15 protein-coding genes and 4 tRNA genes are annotated in these 18,870 nt (G+C 43.5%); 10 read left to right on the top strand and 9 right to left on the bottom strand.

All coding sequences use genetic code 11. The features are described 5' to 3' along the window. The first annotated feature begins 87 nt into the window (after positions 1-87). From J7I42_RS05920 to J7I42_RS05930, 3 genes are all read left to right on the top strand, one after another. Positions 88-177: transfer RNA gene (locus J7I42_RS05920), tRNA-Ser, on the top strand. Between the two features lie 155 nt (positions 178-332). Next, positions 333-426 (top strand) — tRNA-Ser (locus J7I42_RS05925). Between the two features lie 124 nt (positions 427-550). After that, positions 551-636: transfer RNA gene (locus J7I42_RS05930), tRNA-Tyr, on the top strand. A gap of 322 nt (positions 637-958) precedes the next feature. On the opposite strand, the gene J7I42_RS05935 is transcribed toward J7I42_RS05930, so the two are convergent. From J7I42_RS05935 to J7I42_RS05945, 3 genes are read right to left on the bottom strand one after another with little or no spacing between them, the layout of a single operon-like run. Then, positions 959-1,381: an SH3 domain-containing protein gene (locus J7I42_RS05935; protein WP_209137849.1), complete on the bottom strand. Its 423-nt coding sequence runs from the start codon at positions 1,379-1,381 to the stop codon at positions 959-961. 15 nt (positions 1,382-1,396) lie between these two features. Then, positions 1,397-1,894 carry a BON domain-containing protein gene (locus J7I42_RS05940; protein WP_209137850.1) on the bottom strand — a complete coding sequence of 166 codons (498 nt, stop codon included), beginning with the start codon at positions 1,892-1,894 and terminating at the stop codon, positions 1,397-1,399. A 60-nt stretch (positions 1,895-1,954) separates the two neighbouring features. Continuing rightward, the gene (locus tag J7I42_RS05945) at positions 1,955-3,208 is read right to left on the bottom strand and encodes an OmpA family protein (RefSeq protein ID WP_209137851.1); all 1,254 of its coding nucleotides are present in this window, start codon (positions 3,206-3,208) and stop codon (positions 1,955-1,957) included. Between the two features lie 558 nt (positions 3,209-3,766). Here J7I42_RS05945 and J7I42_RS05950 point away from each other — a divergent pair. Then, positions 3,767-4,231: a DUF4268 domain-containing protein gene (locus J7I42_RS05950; protein ID WP_209137852.1), complete on the top strand. Its 465-nt coding sequence runs from the start codon at positions 3,767-3,769 to the stop codon at positions 4,229-4,231. 121 nt (positions 4,232-4,352) lie between these two features. Here J7I42_RS05950 and J7I42_RS05955 read toward each other — a convergent pair whose 3' ends face one another. The 4 genes from J7I42_RS05955 to recQ form a co-directional block, all read right to left on the bottom strand. Then, on the bottom strand, positions 4,353-5,282 hold the full coding sequence (locus tag J7I42_RS05955; protein WP_209137853.1) for a hypothetical protein: 930 nt from the start codon (positions 5,280-5,282) through the stop codon (positions 4,353-4,355). 190 nt (positions 5,283-5,472) lie between these two features. Beyond that, positions 5,473-5,545 (bottom strand) — tRNA-Phe (locus J7I42_RS05960). A gap of 225 nt (positions 5,546-5,770) precedes the next feature. Further along, the gene (locus J7I42_RS05965) at positions 5,771-6,211 is read right to left on the bottom strand and encodes a hypothetical protein (protein ID WP_209137854.1); all 441 of its coding nucleotides are present in this window, start codon (positions 6,209-6,211) and stop codon (positions 5,771-5,773) included. Positions 6,212-6,428: 217 nt separating this feature from the next. Further along, positions 6,429-8,720 carry a DNA helicase RecQ gene (recQ, locus tag J7I42_RS05970; protein WP_209137855.1) on the bottom strand — a complete coding sequence of 764 codons (2,292 nt, stop codon included), beginning with the start codon at positions 8,718-8,720 and terminating at the stop codon, positions 6,429-6,431. A 439-nt stretch (positions 8,721-9,159) separates the two neighbouring features. On the opposite strand from recQ, the gene J7I42_RS05975 reads away from it, so the two are divergent. The 6 genes from J7I42_RS05975 (at position 9,160) to J7I42_RS06000 (ending at position 14,225) form a co-directional block, all read left to right on the top strand. Then, positions 9,160-10,137: a KpsF/GutQ family sugar-phosphate isomerase gene (locus J7I42_RS05975; RefSeq protein WP_209137856.1), complete on the top strand. Its 978-nt coding sequence runs from the start codon at positions 9,160-9,162 to the stop codon at positions 10,135-10,137. 131 nt (positions 10,138-10,268) lie between these two features. Then, complete coding sequence (locus J7I42_RS05980; protein WP_209137857.1) at positions 10,269-11,351, top strand: mannose-1-phosphate guanylyltransferase; 1,083 nt, start codon at positions 10,269-10,271, stop codon at positions 11,349-11,351. A gap of 2 nt (positions 11,352-11,353) precedes the next feature. Beyond that, positions 11,354-12,070: a 3'-5' exonuclease gene (locus J7I42_RS05985; RefSeq protein ID WP_209137858.1), complete on the top strand. Its 717-nt coding sequence runs from the start codon at positions 11,354-11,356 to the stop codon at positions 12,068-12,070. Positions 12,071-12,081: 11 nt separating this feature from the next. Beyond that, the gene (locus J7I42_RS05990; RefSeq protein WP_209137859.1) at positions 12,082-12,441 is read left to right on the top strand and encodes an MmcQ/YjbR family DNA-binding protein; all 360 of its coding nucleotides are present in this window, start codon (positions 12,082-12,084) and stop codon (positions 12,439-12,441) included. 31 nt (positions 12,442-12,472) lie between these two features. After that, the gene (locus J7I42_RS05995; protein ID WP_209137860.1) at positions 12,473-13,624 is read left to right on the top strand and encodes a methionine aminotransferase; all 1,152 of its coding nucleotides are present in this window, start codon (positions 12,473-12,475) and stop codon (positions 13,622-13,624) included. A gap of 109 nt (positions 13,625-13,733) precedes the next feature. Continuing rightward, on the top strand, positions 13,734-14,225 hold the full coding sequence (locus tag J7I42_RS06000) for a GNAT family N-acetyltransferase (protein ID WP_209137861.1): 492 nt from the start codon (positions 13,734-13,736) through the stop codon (positions 14,223-14,225). 419 nt (positions 14,226-14,644) lie between these two features. Here the strand turns inward: J7I42_RS06000 and feoB are convergent, their stop codons facing one another. Further along, positions 14,645-16,768 (bottom strand): ferrous iron transport protein B, encoded by a 2,124-nt coding sequence (gene feoB, locus J7I42_RS06005; RefSeq protein WP_209137862.1) that lies wholly within the window; start codon positions 16,766-16,768, stop codon positions 14,645-14,647. Positions 16,769-16,889: 121 nt separating this feature from the next. Beyond that, positions 16,890-18,830, bottom strand: a complete 1,941-nt coding sequence (locus tag J7I42_RS06010) for a glycoside hydrolase family 97 protein (protein WP_209137863.1) — start codon at positions 18,828-18,830, stop codon at positions 16,890-16,892. Between the last annotated feature and the right edge of the window lie 40 nt (positions 18,831-18,870).

Raw genomic sequence — 18,870 nt, forward strand, 5'->3', positions numbered from 1 at the left:
GAGCAGGTACTCAATACTGATATGGAGATTGGTCTGCAAAACCAATTCAATATGGGTTTAATTCCCATCCTGCTCTCATTTTATTTTGGAAGGTTAGCATAATTGGTAATGCAGCAGTCTTGAAAACTGCCGTACGTGTAACAGCGTTTACAGGTTCGAGTCCTGTACCTTCCGCCATTGCCCGCCGTAGCCTTGGCGAAGGCGGGTTCGCTCGCCGTAGCCTTAGCGAAGGCGAGTTTCATCCTTATTATGTTGAACTTTAGCGAAGACAAGCTTCACACATAATACGGCGAGCTTCGGCGGACGAAGTCCGCCTGATATGAAAATAAACTGGAGAGTAGTCAGATACTGGTTTGCTGTGACATCCTGCTAAGATGTTTCTCGTTTAATCACGGGATGAAGGTTCGATTCCTTTGCTCTCCGCCATTGCCCGCCGTAGCCTTGGCGAAGGCGGGTTTGCTCGCCGAAGTCTTGGCAAAGGCGAGTTTCGCCCGCCGTATCCGTCAGTGGGCGAAGAAGGTGGGTAGATACTTTAGAAAGAATAACTTCCGGGGCGTCGGTAACGATGGAGGAGTTACACCAGACTGTAAATCTGGTACATTAGAAACGCAGGGGGTTCGAATCCCTCACGCCCCGCAAGACAAAACAAGTGCCCCGAAGGGGCATTTTTCATTTGGAAGCATACCGAGCTTGCTCGGCAATGCGGACAAATGAAAAATGACAGGCGCGTTAGCGCCGGCACTTGTTTTGTTTTGACGCTCCCCCTCTGGGATCGCCGAAGGCAATCCCTCACACCCCACTTAAATTAAAAAAGCCTTCAAGTCGTTTGATTTGAAGGCTTTTTTATTTGAAAGATTTTCAGGTGAGAAGATATTCGTCGGACAGCATTGTTTTTCTAAGCTATTTGTCATTTTTCTTTCTAAGGTCGAGCCTCTTGCTATAACTAAATATGAAATCTTCAACCCTGTGGTGATAAATATTGTGCGGAAGCATACCCTTCCTCGCCCTTATCCGTTCTGATAAGCCACCATTGATCATTTGTTTTACTAACCAACGTAACAATTTCATGGTGTGCGGCTTTTCCTACGATCGGCTGATCGGTGCCTGGCCCCTTTCTGATATTCAGGTTCGACTGTTCGGTTGTTACTTTTGCTTTGGCCCCTGGGGCCATTGAAGTAACATTTATATTCATCACTACATCAGCCGATCGAAAATCGGGATCCAATTTTCCATAAACATTCCATAAGCTATCTTTTGCCGCACCGGTAGGGGCCTCTCCGTCAATATAAAGAACATTGTCCTGTTCGCGGACCTGTAAGTTGGCAACACCAACTGTTTTTGCCGTACTCAGCAATTCCTGGTATTTATCTTGTAATGCCATAAATAGTTCCTCCTTTTACTTAATGGTAAGCTTATTATCGATCTTTTTAGGTTTAAGTGTATGCAGGCTCATCATCAGTTTTTGAAGGTCTGGGCGCTTGATATTTCCCGTAAGTGTAATAACGCCATCTTTAACAGTCGCGCTTACACCCGGATAATCCTTTATAGCATCGTTTACGCTATTGGTCAACGTCTCATCGGGGTTAATGGTTACGGGTGCAGCCTGAGCTGGCGGCGGAGTTACTGTACAATTATTAACTACCTTCTTTACCCCTTTTACTTTAGCTACTTCTGATTCAATTGCCGATTTACTGGCTTCATCTTTACATTCACCCGAAAGTGTAACAACGCCATCCTGCACACTGGCGGTTATACCAGGTGTAGCTGGATTGTTGCTGATAGTGGTATTTACTGCTTCCTGAATATTGCTATCCTTTGGACCGCAGGAGGAAATGGAAAGAGAAATAATGATGATAAGCAAATGCATAACTGCAAGACGACTTTTTTTTCTCATACAGGTAAATTATTCTTTAAACAAACTATGTTGCCAATGGTAGTGCCCATTACTAACTAATTATTTATGCCGCACATTCACTGCCATCCTTCTGTCTTTTTTTCTTTCTTCATCAGGTGCAGTAGCTGCAACCCTTGCAAATTGTGAACCATAGCCTTCGGCCCCGGTCAGTTGAGAGGCTGGTACTCCTTCATTTTTCAAGGCCGATGATACGGCTTCTGCCCTTGCTTGTGATAGTTTCATATTGGCATTTTCATTCCCCGTTTTATCGGTATATCCACCGATCTTTATTGCTGCATGAGGAAATGCTTTCATGATAGCAGCAACGTTTTGTAATTGCGTCATACTTTCGGGCATTATATTGGCGCTGCCGGTTTCAAAATTCACATTGTCAAAGTCAAACCAGGTAGTCTTATCAACCTTTTGTGAAGGGTCGTTTAAGAATTTAACCAGTCGATCTTCTATGCCACCTTTATAAGCATTGATCTCTGTACCATTTGGTAATTGAACTTTTATTGATGCCGGAATGTCGGGGCGAGTTTCAGGTGGCGGAGGAATGGAAGCAATTGCTGAATCGGGACCCATATTAATACTTGGCATGTTTTCAGTCCGGTTTGTTTTTTTATTGCTAAACATCCAGATAAGCGCAATAAGGGCGATGGCCAATATGGCGGGTACAAACCAGTTAGTTCTTTTCCTGGTGTTTTGCAAACTGGCTGCAGTATTTTTAACAGAGCTGCCAACGCCCGATAATGCACTATTTAACCTGTTTCCGATACTTCCCAGGCCGCTCAATCCCAATGCTCCGGCAAGCGGCAGGCCCGAAGGAACGGCACTGAGAATGGACTCTTTTTGATTGTTAAGAAACGTCAGGAAATCTGCCGTATTCATATTGTTTGTATTGGCTTGTCTGCCTATAACGCCCAGGGCAGCGGGAGCTGCTGCACTCAATAAGGTTGTTGCCGAATTAGGCCTGATGCCCGCAAAACTGGCAAGTGTGTTGGTGACACTGTTCAGTCGTTCGCCAAAGATTGACTTCAGCATATCTGCCCCCCTTGTAAGTAAGCTATTATCGGTGAAAATACGGCCTAAATTGGAAAGCATGCCACTGTTAAACGTGTCCTTTGCCATCCTTAAAAGGTTTCCTGCGTCTCCAGATCCTGCTTTGTCCATAATGCCGGTTAGCACTGCAGGGATTGCTCCCGACATTGCTTTCTGCACATTACTTTCATTCTCCCCTAAAACATTACTGGCATTGTCAATGACATCATTGCCCAGAAGTCCTTTTACGGAATCAAATAAGTTGAATGACATAATCCTTCATTTTTATGATGAATAAATAAGTAGAAGTTAAATAAATAGAGTGCGGGCCGAATGGATACGAATGCGGTGGGTTGAGGAGTCAATCAACGTAAGTACTGTATAGGATAAACAGGTTTTTCTTGAATGTAAACGTATCTGTTACTGTTTAACGATGTTGTTGATATGCAATTGGTTTTTTACGTAGCTAAACGCGCATGGATGGGTGAGTGTGGCAATACGGAGAGCTCAGGTTAAAACTAAGTTAGACCTCTTCATACCGGATTCCAAATTAAGTTTGCCTGCTTTTACTGGTTTATCGTGAATGGGCTAAAGTTGGCTGGCGTTCAACCATTGAAACGGAGTTGGTATCAGAATGACACCTCACTTCCTTCGCAATGGGGCCTCTTTGGGCGCCGGGGACCCAAAGAGAAGGATCCGGGTATCCAGGCATCCATCACACCTTTTTCCCCAAATCGTCACCCCCAAATTGAAATTTCCGGGGAGAAATTACCCTCCTTTACCTTTGAGCTATCAGTACGGTACATTAGTTCTTTGACATAGCTTTATGCCATGTACACAAAAGAGGAGGTTTCGCGTCAGAAGCAGGCATTTTGGACAACATTCGGCAAATATATGCAGCCGGTATTGTCCACGGAAGGAACGGCGGTTGGTTGGTTGAACTATAAAACCGGTATCCCCGGTGTTCAGTTTAAAATGGAGGCAGATCATAAACAGGTGAGTATAGCCGTTGTATTGTCACATAAAGATGACGTATTGCGTTCCGGCCATTACGAAAAACTATCAGCATTAAAAGGCATGTTAGAAAATGAATTGGGAGGTGAGGTCTGGCAATGGCAGCAGCAGGTAACTGATAAATGGGGAAAAACGGTTAGTGCTGTAAGAAAGGAATTAACAGGAGTAAATATTCACCGCAAAGAAGATTGGCCGGCAATGATCTCGTTCCTGAAAATGCGCCTCATTGCGCTGGATGCCTTTTGGAGCATGGCCAGGTATGGGTTTGAAGAGTTGATGTAGGAGGGGGGAGTATGCTTTATCTCTGAATTAAAGGATATTAAAAAGCCTCTGACGTACATCAGAGGCTTTCTGTTGGAGGTGCGATTGACACAACAAAGATTTTAATCCTTTACTGGTTGTTTTATGGCCAATATTCAAATTCATAGGTTGTCCTATAGTATTCGTTGAAAGAAATTTTCTTCAAATTGCCCACGCTGTCAAATTCATTAGTATATATATAATTTCCTGCCTGTTCCACTACATTTCCCATTAAAAAATAATCGTCAGCTATTGTAGTCAGGAAATTCATAAACCTGTAGTCGCTGTATCTTTTGAACCACATAATATCACCACCCAGGCGATTAAAGAATTTTTGTAATTCCTTAGCAGATTGATTTCCCCTTACATAAGTTTGAGTTCCTGTCGGGTTGTCGTTATATTGACTTGTTATTTGGATAAGATTATTGGAGCCGTCATAAGTAAAATGTTGTTTAATAGTGGTAACAACGCCATTGAAAGAGTTATCATAATCTATGGTTGAAACAATTCTATTTTTTACCAAACCGACGGTATATCTTTCATATTGCCAGTATTTACTTTTATTGGCTGTATCAATGAAGGTAATGAAGGTGGTGTCCCGGTTTTTTTCATATTGACAAACCCCTTCGCTTTTTCCCCCATCAGTATACTCAGATAAAACCTTTGTTAGTTGACCCTCGGTATTGCGATTTAATTCCATCCGGCTTAAGTAAACTCCTACATCTTTAGAACTTCTTTTTACTTCATACAATACCAATTGATTATTACTATTATAACTATAAGTGCGGGATACAGAATCAGCAGCTGAAGCGGATTTGATCATTATCTTATTGTTAATGGAATCGGAAGTTATTTCATAGGAAATGGAGCCTACATTGCCCCTGTAACTACTGGTACTTGTGATCTTTTTAAGCTTCGAATAACCAGTTTCAATTTCTGGTTCGTCAGGAGTTTCATTCCCGGGATGATCTTTCTTGCAGGAAAGACTTAAGAGTAGAGACAGGCTAAGAATAAATATAAAGGAAGCTTTCATAATAAAGGTTGTAAAAGAGTTGATTAGTTTTTGAGAGTAAACGTTGCACAAATTTGTGGTGTGGGCCCCGATTAAAATCGGGACGACACAAGGATTCTCAGTCCTTTTCCGCCGCGGCGGATACCGCACTATGAATGCCTCTGAGCGATATAAAATAAAAAGGCCTCTGATATGTATCAGAGGCCTTTCGTGGTGTGGGGCGGGATCGAACCGCCGACACAAGGATTTTCAGTCCTTTGCTCTACCGACTGAGCTACCGCACCATCTGGCTTTGTCCGCCAAGTTTCCCGATTTCTCACCTACCGTGCTAAATCGGGCAGCAAAAATAGGAGTTATTCTGAATAAACAAGCAAAATGTTTCAAAAGAATTATAATTATCTACAAATAATTTTAATAAAAAAGCACCCGGCTCGGGGTGCTCATTGGCTTATTCATTATTCATGCCCTTATTGCAGTTTCTTTATATAAATGCTATCAAATTGTCGCTATTAGATCGCTTCTACCGGAATCTTCTTTTGGCCAACAGTATCGGCATCCAATTCCAGTATAAGTTGTTTTATTTCAGGTTTGGGTGAAGTGGTTGTCTCCTGATGGGGAGCCCCCTGTTTAATGGTTTCCGGATCTGATGGTATGGTGGGAACGTCTACTTCTTTATCTGTGATCAGCTCAGGACCGGCCGCTTTTTCAAAAAGCGGGTCATCGATCCAATGACTGTCATCCAGGGTTTTTGAAGCAGCTGTTTTATTATCAGAATTCTCAGTGGTTAATCCGTTGTTTGTTCTATCCTTATCGCCATTATCAATGGGCGATGCCGCGCCATTGGCCTGGTTAAAAGATAAGAGCTTGCTGACTTCGCTCTCCTTATTCATTAAGCCATATACCCCTGCCAGAATAAGGCATGAAACGCCCATCAATACAATGGTTTTCATTAGGATCTTAATTTTAGCGTTTAGGAGTTATTACTTACTCTTAAACGGGATTATGAAATCTAAAGTATTAACCCGGAACTAAATATGCCTCTTATTTCGATTAAAGGTCTCTATTGTTCGATGAATGCCGGTCAAATCATGATTGGCATATAATAAAAAATGTATGCCACCGACGAGCGGGGCATACATTCCATGTTGAGTAATTTATGTATAGTAGTTACATGCCGTAAAGCGCCAGGAACTTGATACGCATGATCTTTAGCTGTTCCCAGTTGAAGTTAAATTCAGACAATTCATCCAGGGCCACCTGCAGTGAAGATGTTTCGCACCCTTTAAAATATTCTATAATCTCTTCCTGTTCATTATCATCCAGCATTTCGGCAATGGCGTAATCGAGGTTAAGTTTGGTGCCACTGGCAGCAATGGTTTCCATTTCTTCCAGCATTTCATCCATACGCCAGCCTTTGTTCTTGGCAATTACCTCAAGGGGTATCTTTTTATCTGTCTGTTGAATGATGTAAACTTTATTACCACTCTTGTTCACCACGCTTTTCATTACAAAATCATCGGGGCGAACAATATTGTTTTCTTCAACATAACGAGCTACCAGTTCAATAAATGGCTTGCCATAACGGATGGCCTTACCCTTACTTACGCCTGAGCATTTTTCCAGCTCTTCCAGGGTAGTGGGGTAAAGGGTAGCCATATCCTGCAATGAAGTTTCAAGGAAGATCACAAACGGGGGCAGTGATTTTCTCTTGGCTTCTTTCTGACGAAGCTCCTTCAGCATTTCAAACAGCTTTTCATCAGCTGCTGCGCCGGTAGCAGCTTCTGCTCCTTCATCATCATCGGCATTGGCTTCTTCGTACAGGTTGTTCAGAACGATCTTGAATGATTTTGGCTTTTTCGCGAAAGCTTCCCCATTCTTGGTGATCTTCAATACGCCATAATCTTCAATATCCTTGCTTAACAAACCTTCCAGCAACATTTGTCTTATCAGCGAGTTCCAGTAATGATCTGGATGATCGTTACCAATACCGAACTCGGCAAGACCTTCGTGGCGGTACATGGTTATATTGGGGGTTAACCGCCCAATAATAATGTTTACTGTGTAGTCAGATGCAAAGCGTTCATCCAATGCTTTGATGGCTTTCAACACCTTCACTACATTATCTTTTGCTTCAACCTGCTCTTTTGGATGTAAACAGTTATCGCATTGTCCGCAATTCTTCTCAGTATACTCTTCTCCAAAGTAGCTCATCAGGATCTTACGGCGGCATACACCACTTTCAGAATAAGCTACTGTTTCACTGATCAATTGAGCACCCACTTCACGTTCACTCAGCGGTTTGTCACGCATCAAATGCTCCAGCTTTGATACATCTTTATGCGAATAATACAGAATACATTTTCCTTCCAGTCCATCACGACCGGCACGGCCTGTTTCCTGGTAGTAGTTTTCAATACTCTTGGGAATATTGTAGTGTATTACAAAACGGATATCCGGTTTGTCGATACCCATACCAAAGGCAATAGTGGCAACGATCACCTGAACATCTTCATTTAAGAAAAGGTCCTGGCGTTCTGCACGCAGCTTGCTGTCGAGACCCGCATGGTAGGCAACGGCTTTAATGCCATTGGCCATCAGCATATCGGCCAGCTCTTCGGTTGTTTTACGATTTAAAGTATAAATGATACCGCTCTTGCCTTTCATTGATACAATGAAACGCACAATATTTTTGATCGTTTGATCTTTCTTGATCTTGGGCTGTATTTCGTAATACAGGTTGGGGCGGTTGAAAGAAGATATAAAGATGTCTGGTTCTTTCAAACCCAGGTTCTTTATAATATCGCTTTGTACTTTAGGTGTAGCAGTGGCAGTTAATGCAATAACCGGAATGTCGGGATTGATCTGCGTCATCATTTCACGCAGCCTTCTGTACTCAGGACGGAAATCATGTCCCCATTCAGAGATACAGTGTGCTTCATCTACTGCAAAAAAAGAAAGTTTCAGATCAGAGAAGAATTCCAGGTTTTCTTGTTTGGTCAGCGTTTCAGGCGCTACATACAACATTTTGGTGCGACCGCTAAGCAGGTCATCATGCACTTCGCGTATTTCCTTCTTTGTTAAAGTGGAGTTAAGAAAATGCGCTACATCATCTTTGCTGCTATAACTACGAACCAGGTCAACCTGGTTTTTCATCAGCGCAATCAGCGGGCTAATGATTATAGCAACGCCTTCGCTTATAATTGCCGGCAACTGATAACACAAGCTTTTTCCACCACCGGTTGGCTTAATTACAAACGTATCTTTCCCTGCTAATAAAGTTTTTATAATGGCTTCCTGGTTGCCCTTAAATGAGTCGAATCCAAATTGTTCCTGGAGTGCTTGATGTAAAGAAGCGCTGGAAATAGTAGTAGAAGAGTTTGACGCTGTTTTCTTTGCTACTGTAGTGTCTTTCTGAAGTTTTGCCGTTTTTGACGGCGTTTTTTTTGATGTGGTTGACATTGCTCAAATTGTTTCCTTCGCACAGATTGTTTCAGACAATATTTATTTACGTGCCTGTTTATTGCCGGGTGTTATAACGACAATAAATGATAAAAGTTGCCCTTTAGTTAGCAAATCGTCAGTTCAGTTTGAATGGGTTTAAATCAGGCCATTAGGATAAAGATGTAACAGGCATCTTGTAAAGGGATGCGAATTTAATTCATTTTTGTTGTTATGCCAATCTTTTAATCCCCAATAAATCATATTTAAAAACCTACTTAAGTGATTTTTAGGCAGTAAACATTGTTTTATACAATACTATAGCCAGAATACTGTTAAACTCTTTAACTTAATAGGAGAAGGGTTGTTATTGCTGTATTGTTCTGAAAACACCTGGTTACCCACAAGACAGGTATAAAACTTTTTGTAATTAACATTTTCAAGTAGTTTGCGCCTTAATATGTCAACTTTGTCTGCCATTGATATTAAATCTGTTGCGCTTCGAACCATAGGGTTGGAAGCTGAGGCTATTGCATCGTTACAAGCCATGGTGAACGATGATTTTGAACGTGCTGTAAAAGCTGTTTATGAAACAAAGGGCCGCCTGGTTATAAGTGGTATTGGAAAGAGTGCATTGATTGCCCAGAAGCTGGTAGCTACCTTAAATTCCACCGGCTCCCCTGCGATCTTTTTACATGCTGCCGATGCCATTCATGGCGATCTGGGCATGATCCAGCAGGAGGATGTGGTGATGATCATCAGTAAAAGCGGCGAAAGCCCAGAAATAAAGGTATTGGTGCCGTTGGTTAAAAACTTTGGCAATACCTTAATTGGAATGGTTGGCAATACCAGTTCCTTTCTGGCCAGGCAATCGAACATCATTTTAAACACCACTGTGTCACAGGAGGCTTGCCCAAACAACCTGGCGCCTACATCCAGTACTACGGCCCAACTGGTGATGGGTGATGCCATTGCGGTAAGCCTGATGGAGTTGCGAGGATTTACTTCTGAAGACTTTGCCCGGTTCCACCCCGGAGGTACGTTGGGTAAAAAGTTATACCTGCGTGTAACTGACCTGTATATAAATAATGAAAAGCCCAGGGTATCTGATACGTCTTCCTTAAAAGAAGTGATTGTTGAGATCTCAAAAAAACGGCTGGGAACAACGGCTGTTACCGATGGAAACAATCAATTGCTGGGTATTATTACCGATGGTGACCTGCGCCGGATGCTTGAAAAGAATATTCCTTTAGATAGTGTGATTGCAAAAGAGATCATGACCCTGAACCCGAAAACCATTACAGCCGATGCACTGGCGGTTGAAGCACTTGATCGTTTGCGAAAGTTCGATATCAACCAGTTGGTGGTTGTTTCGGGCGATGGTACTTACCTTGGTTTCATACACTTGCACGATCTGATCAGGGAAGGGCTTATTTAGTGAAGTTTATAATTCAACAAGATTGTAACTTTATTAATAATGTTGTCAATCTTTCGTTTAGAAGGGAGTTACACATTAATGATAAACTCAATTAATATTTTTGGCTTAGCCGTAGGACAACTTTACAAAAAATGAACAAACAAACTTACGTAGCAATTATGGCCGGTGGAATTGGCAGTCGGTTCTGGCCTGCAAGTCGTACTAATTACCCCAAACAATTCCTGGATATTTTAAATACCGGTAAGACGCTTATACAGGCTACTTACGACCGGTTTGCGGCATTTATCCCTGCTGAGAATATATTTGTAGTTACCTCCAACGAATATATAAACATCGTAAAAAAGCAATTGCCGCAACTGCCATTGCAAAATATTCTGGGCGAGCCTTCACGTAAGAATACGGCCCCCTGTATTGCCTACATCTCCTACAAACTGTATCAGCTCGATCCCCAGGCTTCTCTGATCATTGCCCCTTCCGATCACCTGATCCTGGACCCGGTTGCGTTTAATAAAGTGTGTTTGGAAGCGCTCGGTTTTGTTCGCGAACACAATGCGCTGATAACGCTTGGGATAAAACCCTCTTACCCCAATACCGGTTATGGTTATATACAATATGAACAACAAACGGTAAGCGATAATGTGTATAAAGTAAAAACATTTACTGAAAAGCCTAACCTGGAACAGGCCAAAATGTTTATAGCTACCGGTGAATTTTTATGGAACGCCGGGATATTTGTTTGGCAGGTTAAAAACGTGATCTCCGCATTTGAGAAATACCTGCCCGAGATGTACGATGTGTTTGAAGCCGAAAAATCGCATTTCAATACCACCGAAGAATGGCCGGCATTACAACGAATTTATCCCCTTTGTACAAATATCTCCATCGATTTCGGTATCATGGAAAAAGCCGATAATGTGTACGTGATCCCCTCTTCTTTTGGCTGGAGCGACCTCGGTAGCTGGAACAGTGCCTGGGAAAATCTGGAAAAAGATTACATGCACAATGCTTCCGGCGGCGGCAATGTTATCGTATTCGACACACATCGGTGCATGATACAAACCCCCAATGACAAACTCGTTGTATTACAGGGTATGGAAGACTATATTGTAGTTGATACCAACGATGTGCTGCTCATTTGCAAAAGAGAAAAAGAACAGGATATTAAAGAATACGTTGCCGAAATAAAAAGAAATAAGGGAGATAAGTACCTTTAGGTATGGTCACACTCAACAATATTCTATTTCTTGATATTGAAACTGTACCGCAACACGATAGCTACGAAAAAATGTCGCCGGAATGGAAGGCCCTCTGGGACCTGAAAGCGGCTTATTTAATTCGCAATAAGGAAGAAGAGACCACCGCAACCATTTATAACCGGGCTGGTATATATGCTGAGTTTGGTAAAGTGGTATGTATTACCTGCGGAATAATTCAGGGATATCATCCTTCCAAAAAGCTTGTGTTAAAATCATTTTGTGGCGATGATGAAAGAGAAGTGTTGTTACAGTTTGCCGACATGTTGAAGCGCTGGGCAACCGATGCCAACAAATGCCTGTGCGCTCATAACGGAAAAGAGTTCGACTTTCCTTTTCTCTGTCGTCGAATGATCATCCATAATATTCCATTGCCTGGCATACTTAATACCCGGGGTAAAAAACCCTGGGAAATAACCCACCTCGATACCATGGAACTCTGGCGTTTTGGTGATTATAAAAACTTTACTTCATTGAACCTGCTGGCCACTACCCTGGGTATCCCTACGCCAAAAGATGATATCGATGGCAGTATGGTTTGGGAAGTATATTGGAAGGACAGGGACCTGGAACGCATTGTTTGTTATTGCCAGAAAGATGTGATAACCGCAGCCCAGGTATATTTGCGAATGACGGGTGAAGAATTGTTAGATGCAGATAGTATCGAGATCAAACAATAAAGTTGAGTTGTATGGATATTGAATCATTACGCGACTATTGCTTATCGAAACCGGCGGTTGAAGAGACCTTCCCTTTTGGGCCCGATACCCTGGTGTATAAAGTGGGCGGTAAAATATTTTTGATCTGCTCTTTAGATTCCGATTCATTCCAGTTTAACGTTAAATGCGATCCCGAAAAAGCCATTGAGCTGCGTGAGCGGTACGACTGTGTGCAACCCGGTTACCATATGAACAAAAAACACTGGAATACCATCGTTGTCGATGGTAGTGTTAACAATGGGCTATTGAATGAATGGATCAATGATTCCTACAACCTCATTGTGGCAAGCCTGCCTGCAAAAGCGCGGGAGTTGCTGAAAGGAAAAAAGTAATGCTGTTCTTCACCGATTTCAAATTTTCAACTTGAGCCATATACAGATCCAATCCAAATTACCCCAGGTAGGTACAACCATATTCACGGTAATGAGCGCCCTGGCTACTGAACACAAAGCGGTTAACCTGGGACAGGGATTTCCTGATTTCCCCATGAGTGCAGAACTCTCAGGGCTGGTTACGGAGGCCATGCAAAACGGGTATAACCAATATGCGCCCATGCCTGGTTACATGCCATTGCGTGAAGCCATTGCTGAAAAGGTCGAATATCTTTATAATACAACGATCAATCCCGATACACAGGTCACTATTACGCCCGGTGGCACCTACGCTATTTATACGGCATTGACCACCGTACTACAACCTGGCGATGAAGTGATTGTTTTTGAACCCGGGTACGATAGTTATATTCCCAACATTATTGTGAATGGCGCCATACCAGTGCGCATTGATCTGCAGTTTCCCGAGTATAAGATCAACTGGGCTGAAGTACGCCTGCGCATTACCCCAAAAACAAGAATGATCATGCTGAACTCACCACACAACCCCACAGGCGCTGTGTTGCGTGAGGAAGATATACAACAGCTGCGTAGCCTGGTACAGGATACCAATATCATTATTGTTTCTGATGAAGTATATGAGCATATTGTTTTTGATAATGTAAAACATCAATCCATCTTACGATATCCCGATCTGGCGGCACGGAGCTTTGTATGTTTTTCCTTTGGCAAAGTGTATCATTGCACTGGCTGGAAGCTGGGTTACGCCATAGCGCCGGACGCATTTACACGCGAATTCCGCAAAGTGCACCAGTTCAATTGCTTCAGTTGTCATACACCTTCACAGGTAGCATTGGCTACTTTCCTTCGTAATAGAGATTCTTATTTAACACTGAGTTCCTTTCTGCAACAAAAACGTGATTACTTTCTGCAGCTCATGAAAAACACCCGGTTCTCCATGCTGGATAGCAAGGGCAGTTATTTTATTTGTGCGCAGTACGATCGTATCAGCGATGAAAGCGATAAGGACTTTGCCATCCGCATTACAAAAGAATTTGGGGTGGCCGCTATACCGGTATCTGCCTTCTACCAGGACGGTACCGATAATAAAGTGGTCCGGTTTTGTTTTGGCAAAAAAGAAGAAACCCTGGCCCTGGCTGCCGAGCGGTTGGCCCGGGTATAAAAACAAGGCCAAAAGGACCTGCATTGCCCACCGAAGCCTTGGCGAAGGTGGGGAGACGAAAGGGCCGAAACTTCTTTTAAAATAGCGGCTGGTGTTTTATATTAGCTGTATGATCTCGTTGATACAAATGCAACAGGAATATGCCAATGCCATACTGGAAATATATGGCCATGGCATTGCGTCGGGTATGTCCACCTTCGAAACAAAGGTGCCTGACTGGGATACTTTCAACCTAAAATATCTTCCACACTCAAGAATAATAGCCATCCAGGATAATGAACCGGTTGGCTGGGCTGCCCTTTCCCCTGTTTCAGCAAGAGATTGTTACCATGGCGTGGCTGAAGTAAGTGTATACGTACATCAGCAACATCAACGAAAAGGTATTGGCAGAACTTTGCTGGAAGCGCTTATCAAGGCCAGTGAGCAAAACGGCATATGGTCTTTATTAAGCGTGATACATGAAGAGAACAGGGCCAGTATCCATTTGCATGAACAATGTGGTTTTCGTTTTATTGGTTATCGCGAACGTATTGCCCAACTCGAGGGAATATGGCGAACAACAGTTATGCTTGAAAGGCGAAGTAAATTCGTAGGACAATAAAACAGGAAAGCGCTGAAAAATTAAAATCCCATTAAAGGGAGAAAAAATATCTTTATCTGCATCGCATATCTATCTGCAGCCCGCATCTCTTTGGCCACTCTAAAGAATTAAAAGCTTTAACCCTTCTATAACAAACCTTTTATTTCAAAAGGCGTCATATATACGAGTATACATTTGGGCTGATTAACCTGGTTTGTTAGCAGTTGGTTAATAGGGAGGTCTTGGAGCAAACTCAGCTTGATAGCCGAACGTATATTCTCTTACAAACGATAAATGTCATTGCTTATATAGCAGCACGATATTATAGGACGGTTTATTTTTCATGGATTGGACAAAAACACAAAGGGGCTTTTTCGCGAGCCCTTTTCTTTTTTATAGAAATACAGATCGTCCTGAGCGCGAGTCGAAAGACCGATGGATTATTTCAACAATTGATAAGCTATTAAACTCATGAGATAGGCCAGCCCGGTCATATATACCAATTGAATAAGCGGCCACTTCCAGCTACGGGTTTCGCGTTTAACAATAGCCAGCGTGCTCATACATTGCATGGCGAACGCATAAAATATCATGAGGGAAATACCGGTTGCCAGTGTATATACTTTAGTCCCGTCCCGTCTTACCGCTGCATTCATTTTTTCCATCAGGGTGCTTTCATCTGCATCAGCCCCCCCTTCAACACTGTATAATGTGGCCATGGTGCCTACAAATACTTCACGGGCTGCAAACGATGTGATCAGGGCAATGCCTATTTTCCAATCGTATCCCAGCGGTTTAATAACGGGTTCAATGCTATGACCCAACAAACCGGCATAGGAATTTTGTAACAGTTCGGTGTTTTTTATACGGGTCAGTTCTGCTTCCTGTTCCGGATGCAGTTTCAGTTGCTGCTCATAATGCGCCTTTACCCCATTCATTCGTTCACTGGGACCATAGGAGCTCAATGCCCACAAAATAAGACTGATGACCATGATAACCCTACCGGCATCAAATACAAAGATCTTTGCCTTGTTGATCATGGTTACAATTACGTTCTTCCAACGTGGTGCCCGGTAAACCGGTAATTCCAGTATGAAAAAGCTTTTCTCTTTGATATCAATAAAAAAGCGGGCGACGTACGAAACGGCCATCGACATAATGGGGCCCAGTAAGTACAAACCCATCATCACTAACCCTTGCAAACCCAGAAAGCCAACGAACATTTTTTTCGGAATAACCAATCCTATCAGAATGGTGTATACCGGCAGCCGGGCGCTGCAACTCATTAAAGGAGTAACCAGTATGGTGAGTAATCTTTCCTTTTTATTTTCGATATTACGGGCACTCATGATGGCGGGCACTGCGCAGGCAAACCCACTGATCATAGGCATCACGCTTTTCCCGTTTAAGCCCACTTTACGCATCAGCTTATCGGTTAAAAAACTAATGCGGGCCATATAACCGGTATCTTCCAGGATGGTCACCAGTCCAAACAGGATCATGATCTGCGGCACAAATACCAGAATGCCCCCCAACCCGGCCATAATACCGTTTATGAACAGATCTGTTAACCAGCCACCAGGCAATACATTGCTCAGCCAGCTGCTGATCGCGGTAAAACTCCAGTCAATCAAATTCATCGGGTACTCCGCCAGCCAGAACACGCTTTGAAAAAGCAGGAACAAAACAGAAAGCAGAATAAAGTATCCCCAACGCCTGTGCAGGAAAATATTATCCAGCTTTTCGGTAAACAAGGTTTTTTTCAGCGGCGACGGCTCGGTTACCGATTGTTTTAAAATGGCGCCAATGCGTTGGTACCGCTGCAGGATCTCTTCCGCCTGCGTTTTTGTATGGTTGAAATGATTCTCCCGTTCAATCGATTCTATTTTATCCTGCAACGTGTTGTTGAGGGCAAAAGATTCGTGATTGATGAGGTAATGAATGGCTTTGTAATCGCTCAGTTCGGGGAACAGCTCCTTAACACTGCCGATGGCAGCAGGGGCCAGGGCTTCATTATTAATAAAGTCGCGTACAGGCGCTTTGTATAATTCCAGGGCAGTTTGCTCAATGGCCTTTTTTAAAGGTTGAATGCCCTTGTTTTTACGGGGGTTGATGGGAATTACCGGCACCCCGAGTTCTCTTTCCAACTCAGGCACATCTATCTGAATGCCTTTATGGCGGGCAATGTCCATCATGGTCAAACCCACCACAACCGGAATTTTCAGGTCAATGATCTGGGAAGCGAAAAGCAAATTGCGTTTCAGATTGCTGGCATCGGCAATCAACACCACCATTTCAGGCTCTTCCACGTCTTTGTCCTGCCGCATTAACACGCGGTAAGCCACCCATTCATCTTCGCGTCGTGGGTACAAACTATAAGTTCCGGGCAGATCGACAATGGAGGCGCTTAACCCGTCAGCCAACTGACAGGTGCCTACCTTTTTATCTACCGTAACGCCCGGAAAGTTGCCCACTTGCTGATTCAGGCCGGTTAAAACATTGAACAGGGAACTCTTGCCGCTGTTTGGATTTCCTACTAATGCAATATGTATCGTCTTCGCCATTACTAAAATACCCTTTCACCTAAGCAAAAGGGTTGAAATAAGATTGCAAAAGTACCACTTTAACAACGGCTGGCTTTACGAGATAAGTAAAAACTAAGTAAATATTAACGTGAAAGTTAGCTTACTGCTCCAGCACCATCACAAACCCGTCGTGCGCGCCCAGGGTTATATTTTCTTTTTTATTGGCTTGAAGGGTAACAGCCTGCTGGTCAATATACCTGTCGCCCTTGCTGTTTAAAAGCAATTCAGCCTTTTTGGCCTTGTAAGCGGCCAGGTCAAGCGATACCGTCTTTTCCTGGGTAGAACCGTTTATGCCGGCGATATACCACTTGTTGCCCGATTTACGGGCCAGCACCACAAATTCACCGGGAAAACCATCAATAAACCGTACATCGTCCCAGGCAGTGGGCAGTTGCTGCAGAAATTCCTTTACATAGCCTGGCATATGGGCCATACCCACCGGTGTTTCCGCAAAATGCTGGGCCCCCGATAAAAACAAAACCGACAACGCCAGCTCAAAGGCGGCGGTGGTTTGCCGGTTGATCCTGGGAATCTTATACAAACACATGGGGGTAAAATCCATGGGGTCAAAAGCATTACGGGTAAAAGGCAACATGGCCGCATGGGCAGGTTCTTCATCAGCTGCGGACTGACCAAAGGTGATGTATTCAAAACCTTTTATAGCTTCTGCGCTCATTAAATTGGGCCAGGTGCGCTGCCAACCACGGGGCAGGGTGGCGCCATGAAAATTCACCATTAAATGATGCTCCGCCGCATCGTTTAAAATGTCGATATAATACTGGATCATCGACTGGCCATCGCCTCCAAAAAAGTCGATCTTGATACCGGCCACGCCCATTTTCTTCAACCGCCTGAATTCCTTCACCCGGTCTTCATGGGTAAGCAATTTATTGCGGGGGTGATAGGGCGTCGTATTCCAGCTTCCGGCTGAATTATACCATAACCATACGCCTACCTTTTTTTGTTTGGCATAATTGATCAGCAATTGCATGCTGTCGTACCCGATCCTGGTATCCCAGTTCACATCAATTAAACTGTATTGCCAGTGCATATCGGCAGCATAATCAATGAAGCGTTTTTGAACATCATATACAATGGAGTCATCTTTCAACAGCGCCCAGCTCCAGGCCGATTTGCCTGCTTTGGCAAAGGAAAAATCCACAGCTGGGTTCGCATTTTGGGCCAGATCTGTGCCCAGTGATGACTCAATAATAGTAGCCAGGCTGCCAATAGTTATTATGCGCCAGGGGGAAGAAAAGACACGCAGTGGGTTTACTCCACCACCGGGCATTATTTCCCGGGCATCTGGAAAAGCAATATGGTAATTGGTATTGGCAGAATCATTATCCAGCCTGGTACCACAATAATGCCCGTCCATATTGGCTTCGGTGATCAACAGCCAGTGGCCGGCCGTCTGAAACAGGGCGGGGTATACCCAACCAGCTTTTAATGGCGAAGGGGTGCCGGCAGCAATACCTTTTTCGTAATACTCTTCGTAACAAGGGTTCACTTGTTCCCAGCCCGTTTTAGCCACACTCATGGGTTGCAGCCATGCTTTTGTAGTGGCGGGCAAATGAAAGGAAGTAATTTCCGTATTTATCGTTTGGGGCCTTGTTGTGGAGGGACCGGTAAAATGATAGCGAAAGGCCACCCCATCATTCGATACCTGCCAGATAATGTCAAGTAAACTGCCGGTGGCATTTTTATATTGAATAACCTGGTGGTTAGCTGTATATATATTATTCTGGCGCTTACCGGTCACCAGTTTGTATTTGTCTTTTACAACAGTAACAGGCGTAACCATGGTTTTCGTAAGCCCTTTTGAAAAATCGCCATCGCGGAAAACAAGCCCCAGCTGGGAAGTTTCTAATACTGTACTGTTTTTATATTGAACCGAGTAGGAGGGTTTACCTTCCGAATCGAGGTGACAGGTAACCTGTATTGATCTATCAGGACTGAAAATAGTAACGTCTGAAGACTGGGCGAAAGAGGAAATGCATACAAGCAGCATGGTAATGCACAAGGCAACCAATTTTTTCATGTGGCAAATACGTTAGTGTGTACAATGGTTATTCAGCAGA

Origin of the sequence: Niastella soli (assembly GCF_017742245.1) — a bacterium.
Taxonomy (GTDB): domain Bacteria; phylum Bacteroidota; class Bacteroidia; order Chitinophagales; family Chitinophagaceae; genus Niastella; species Niastella soli.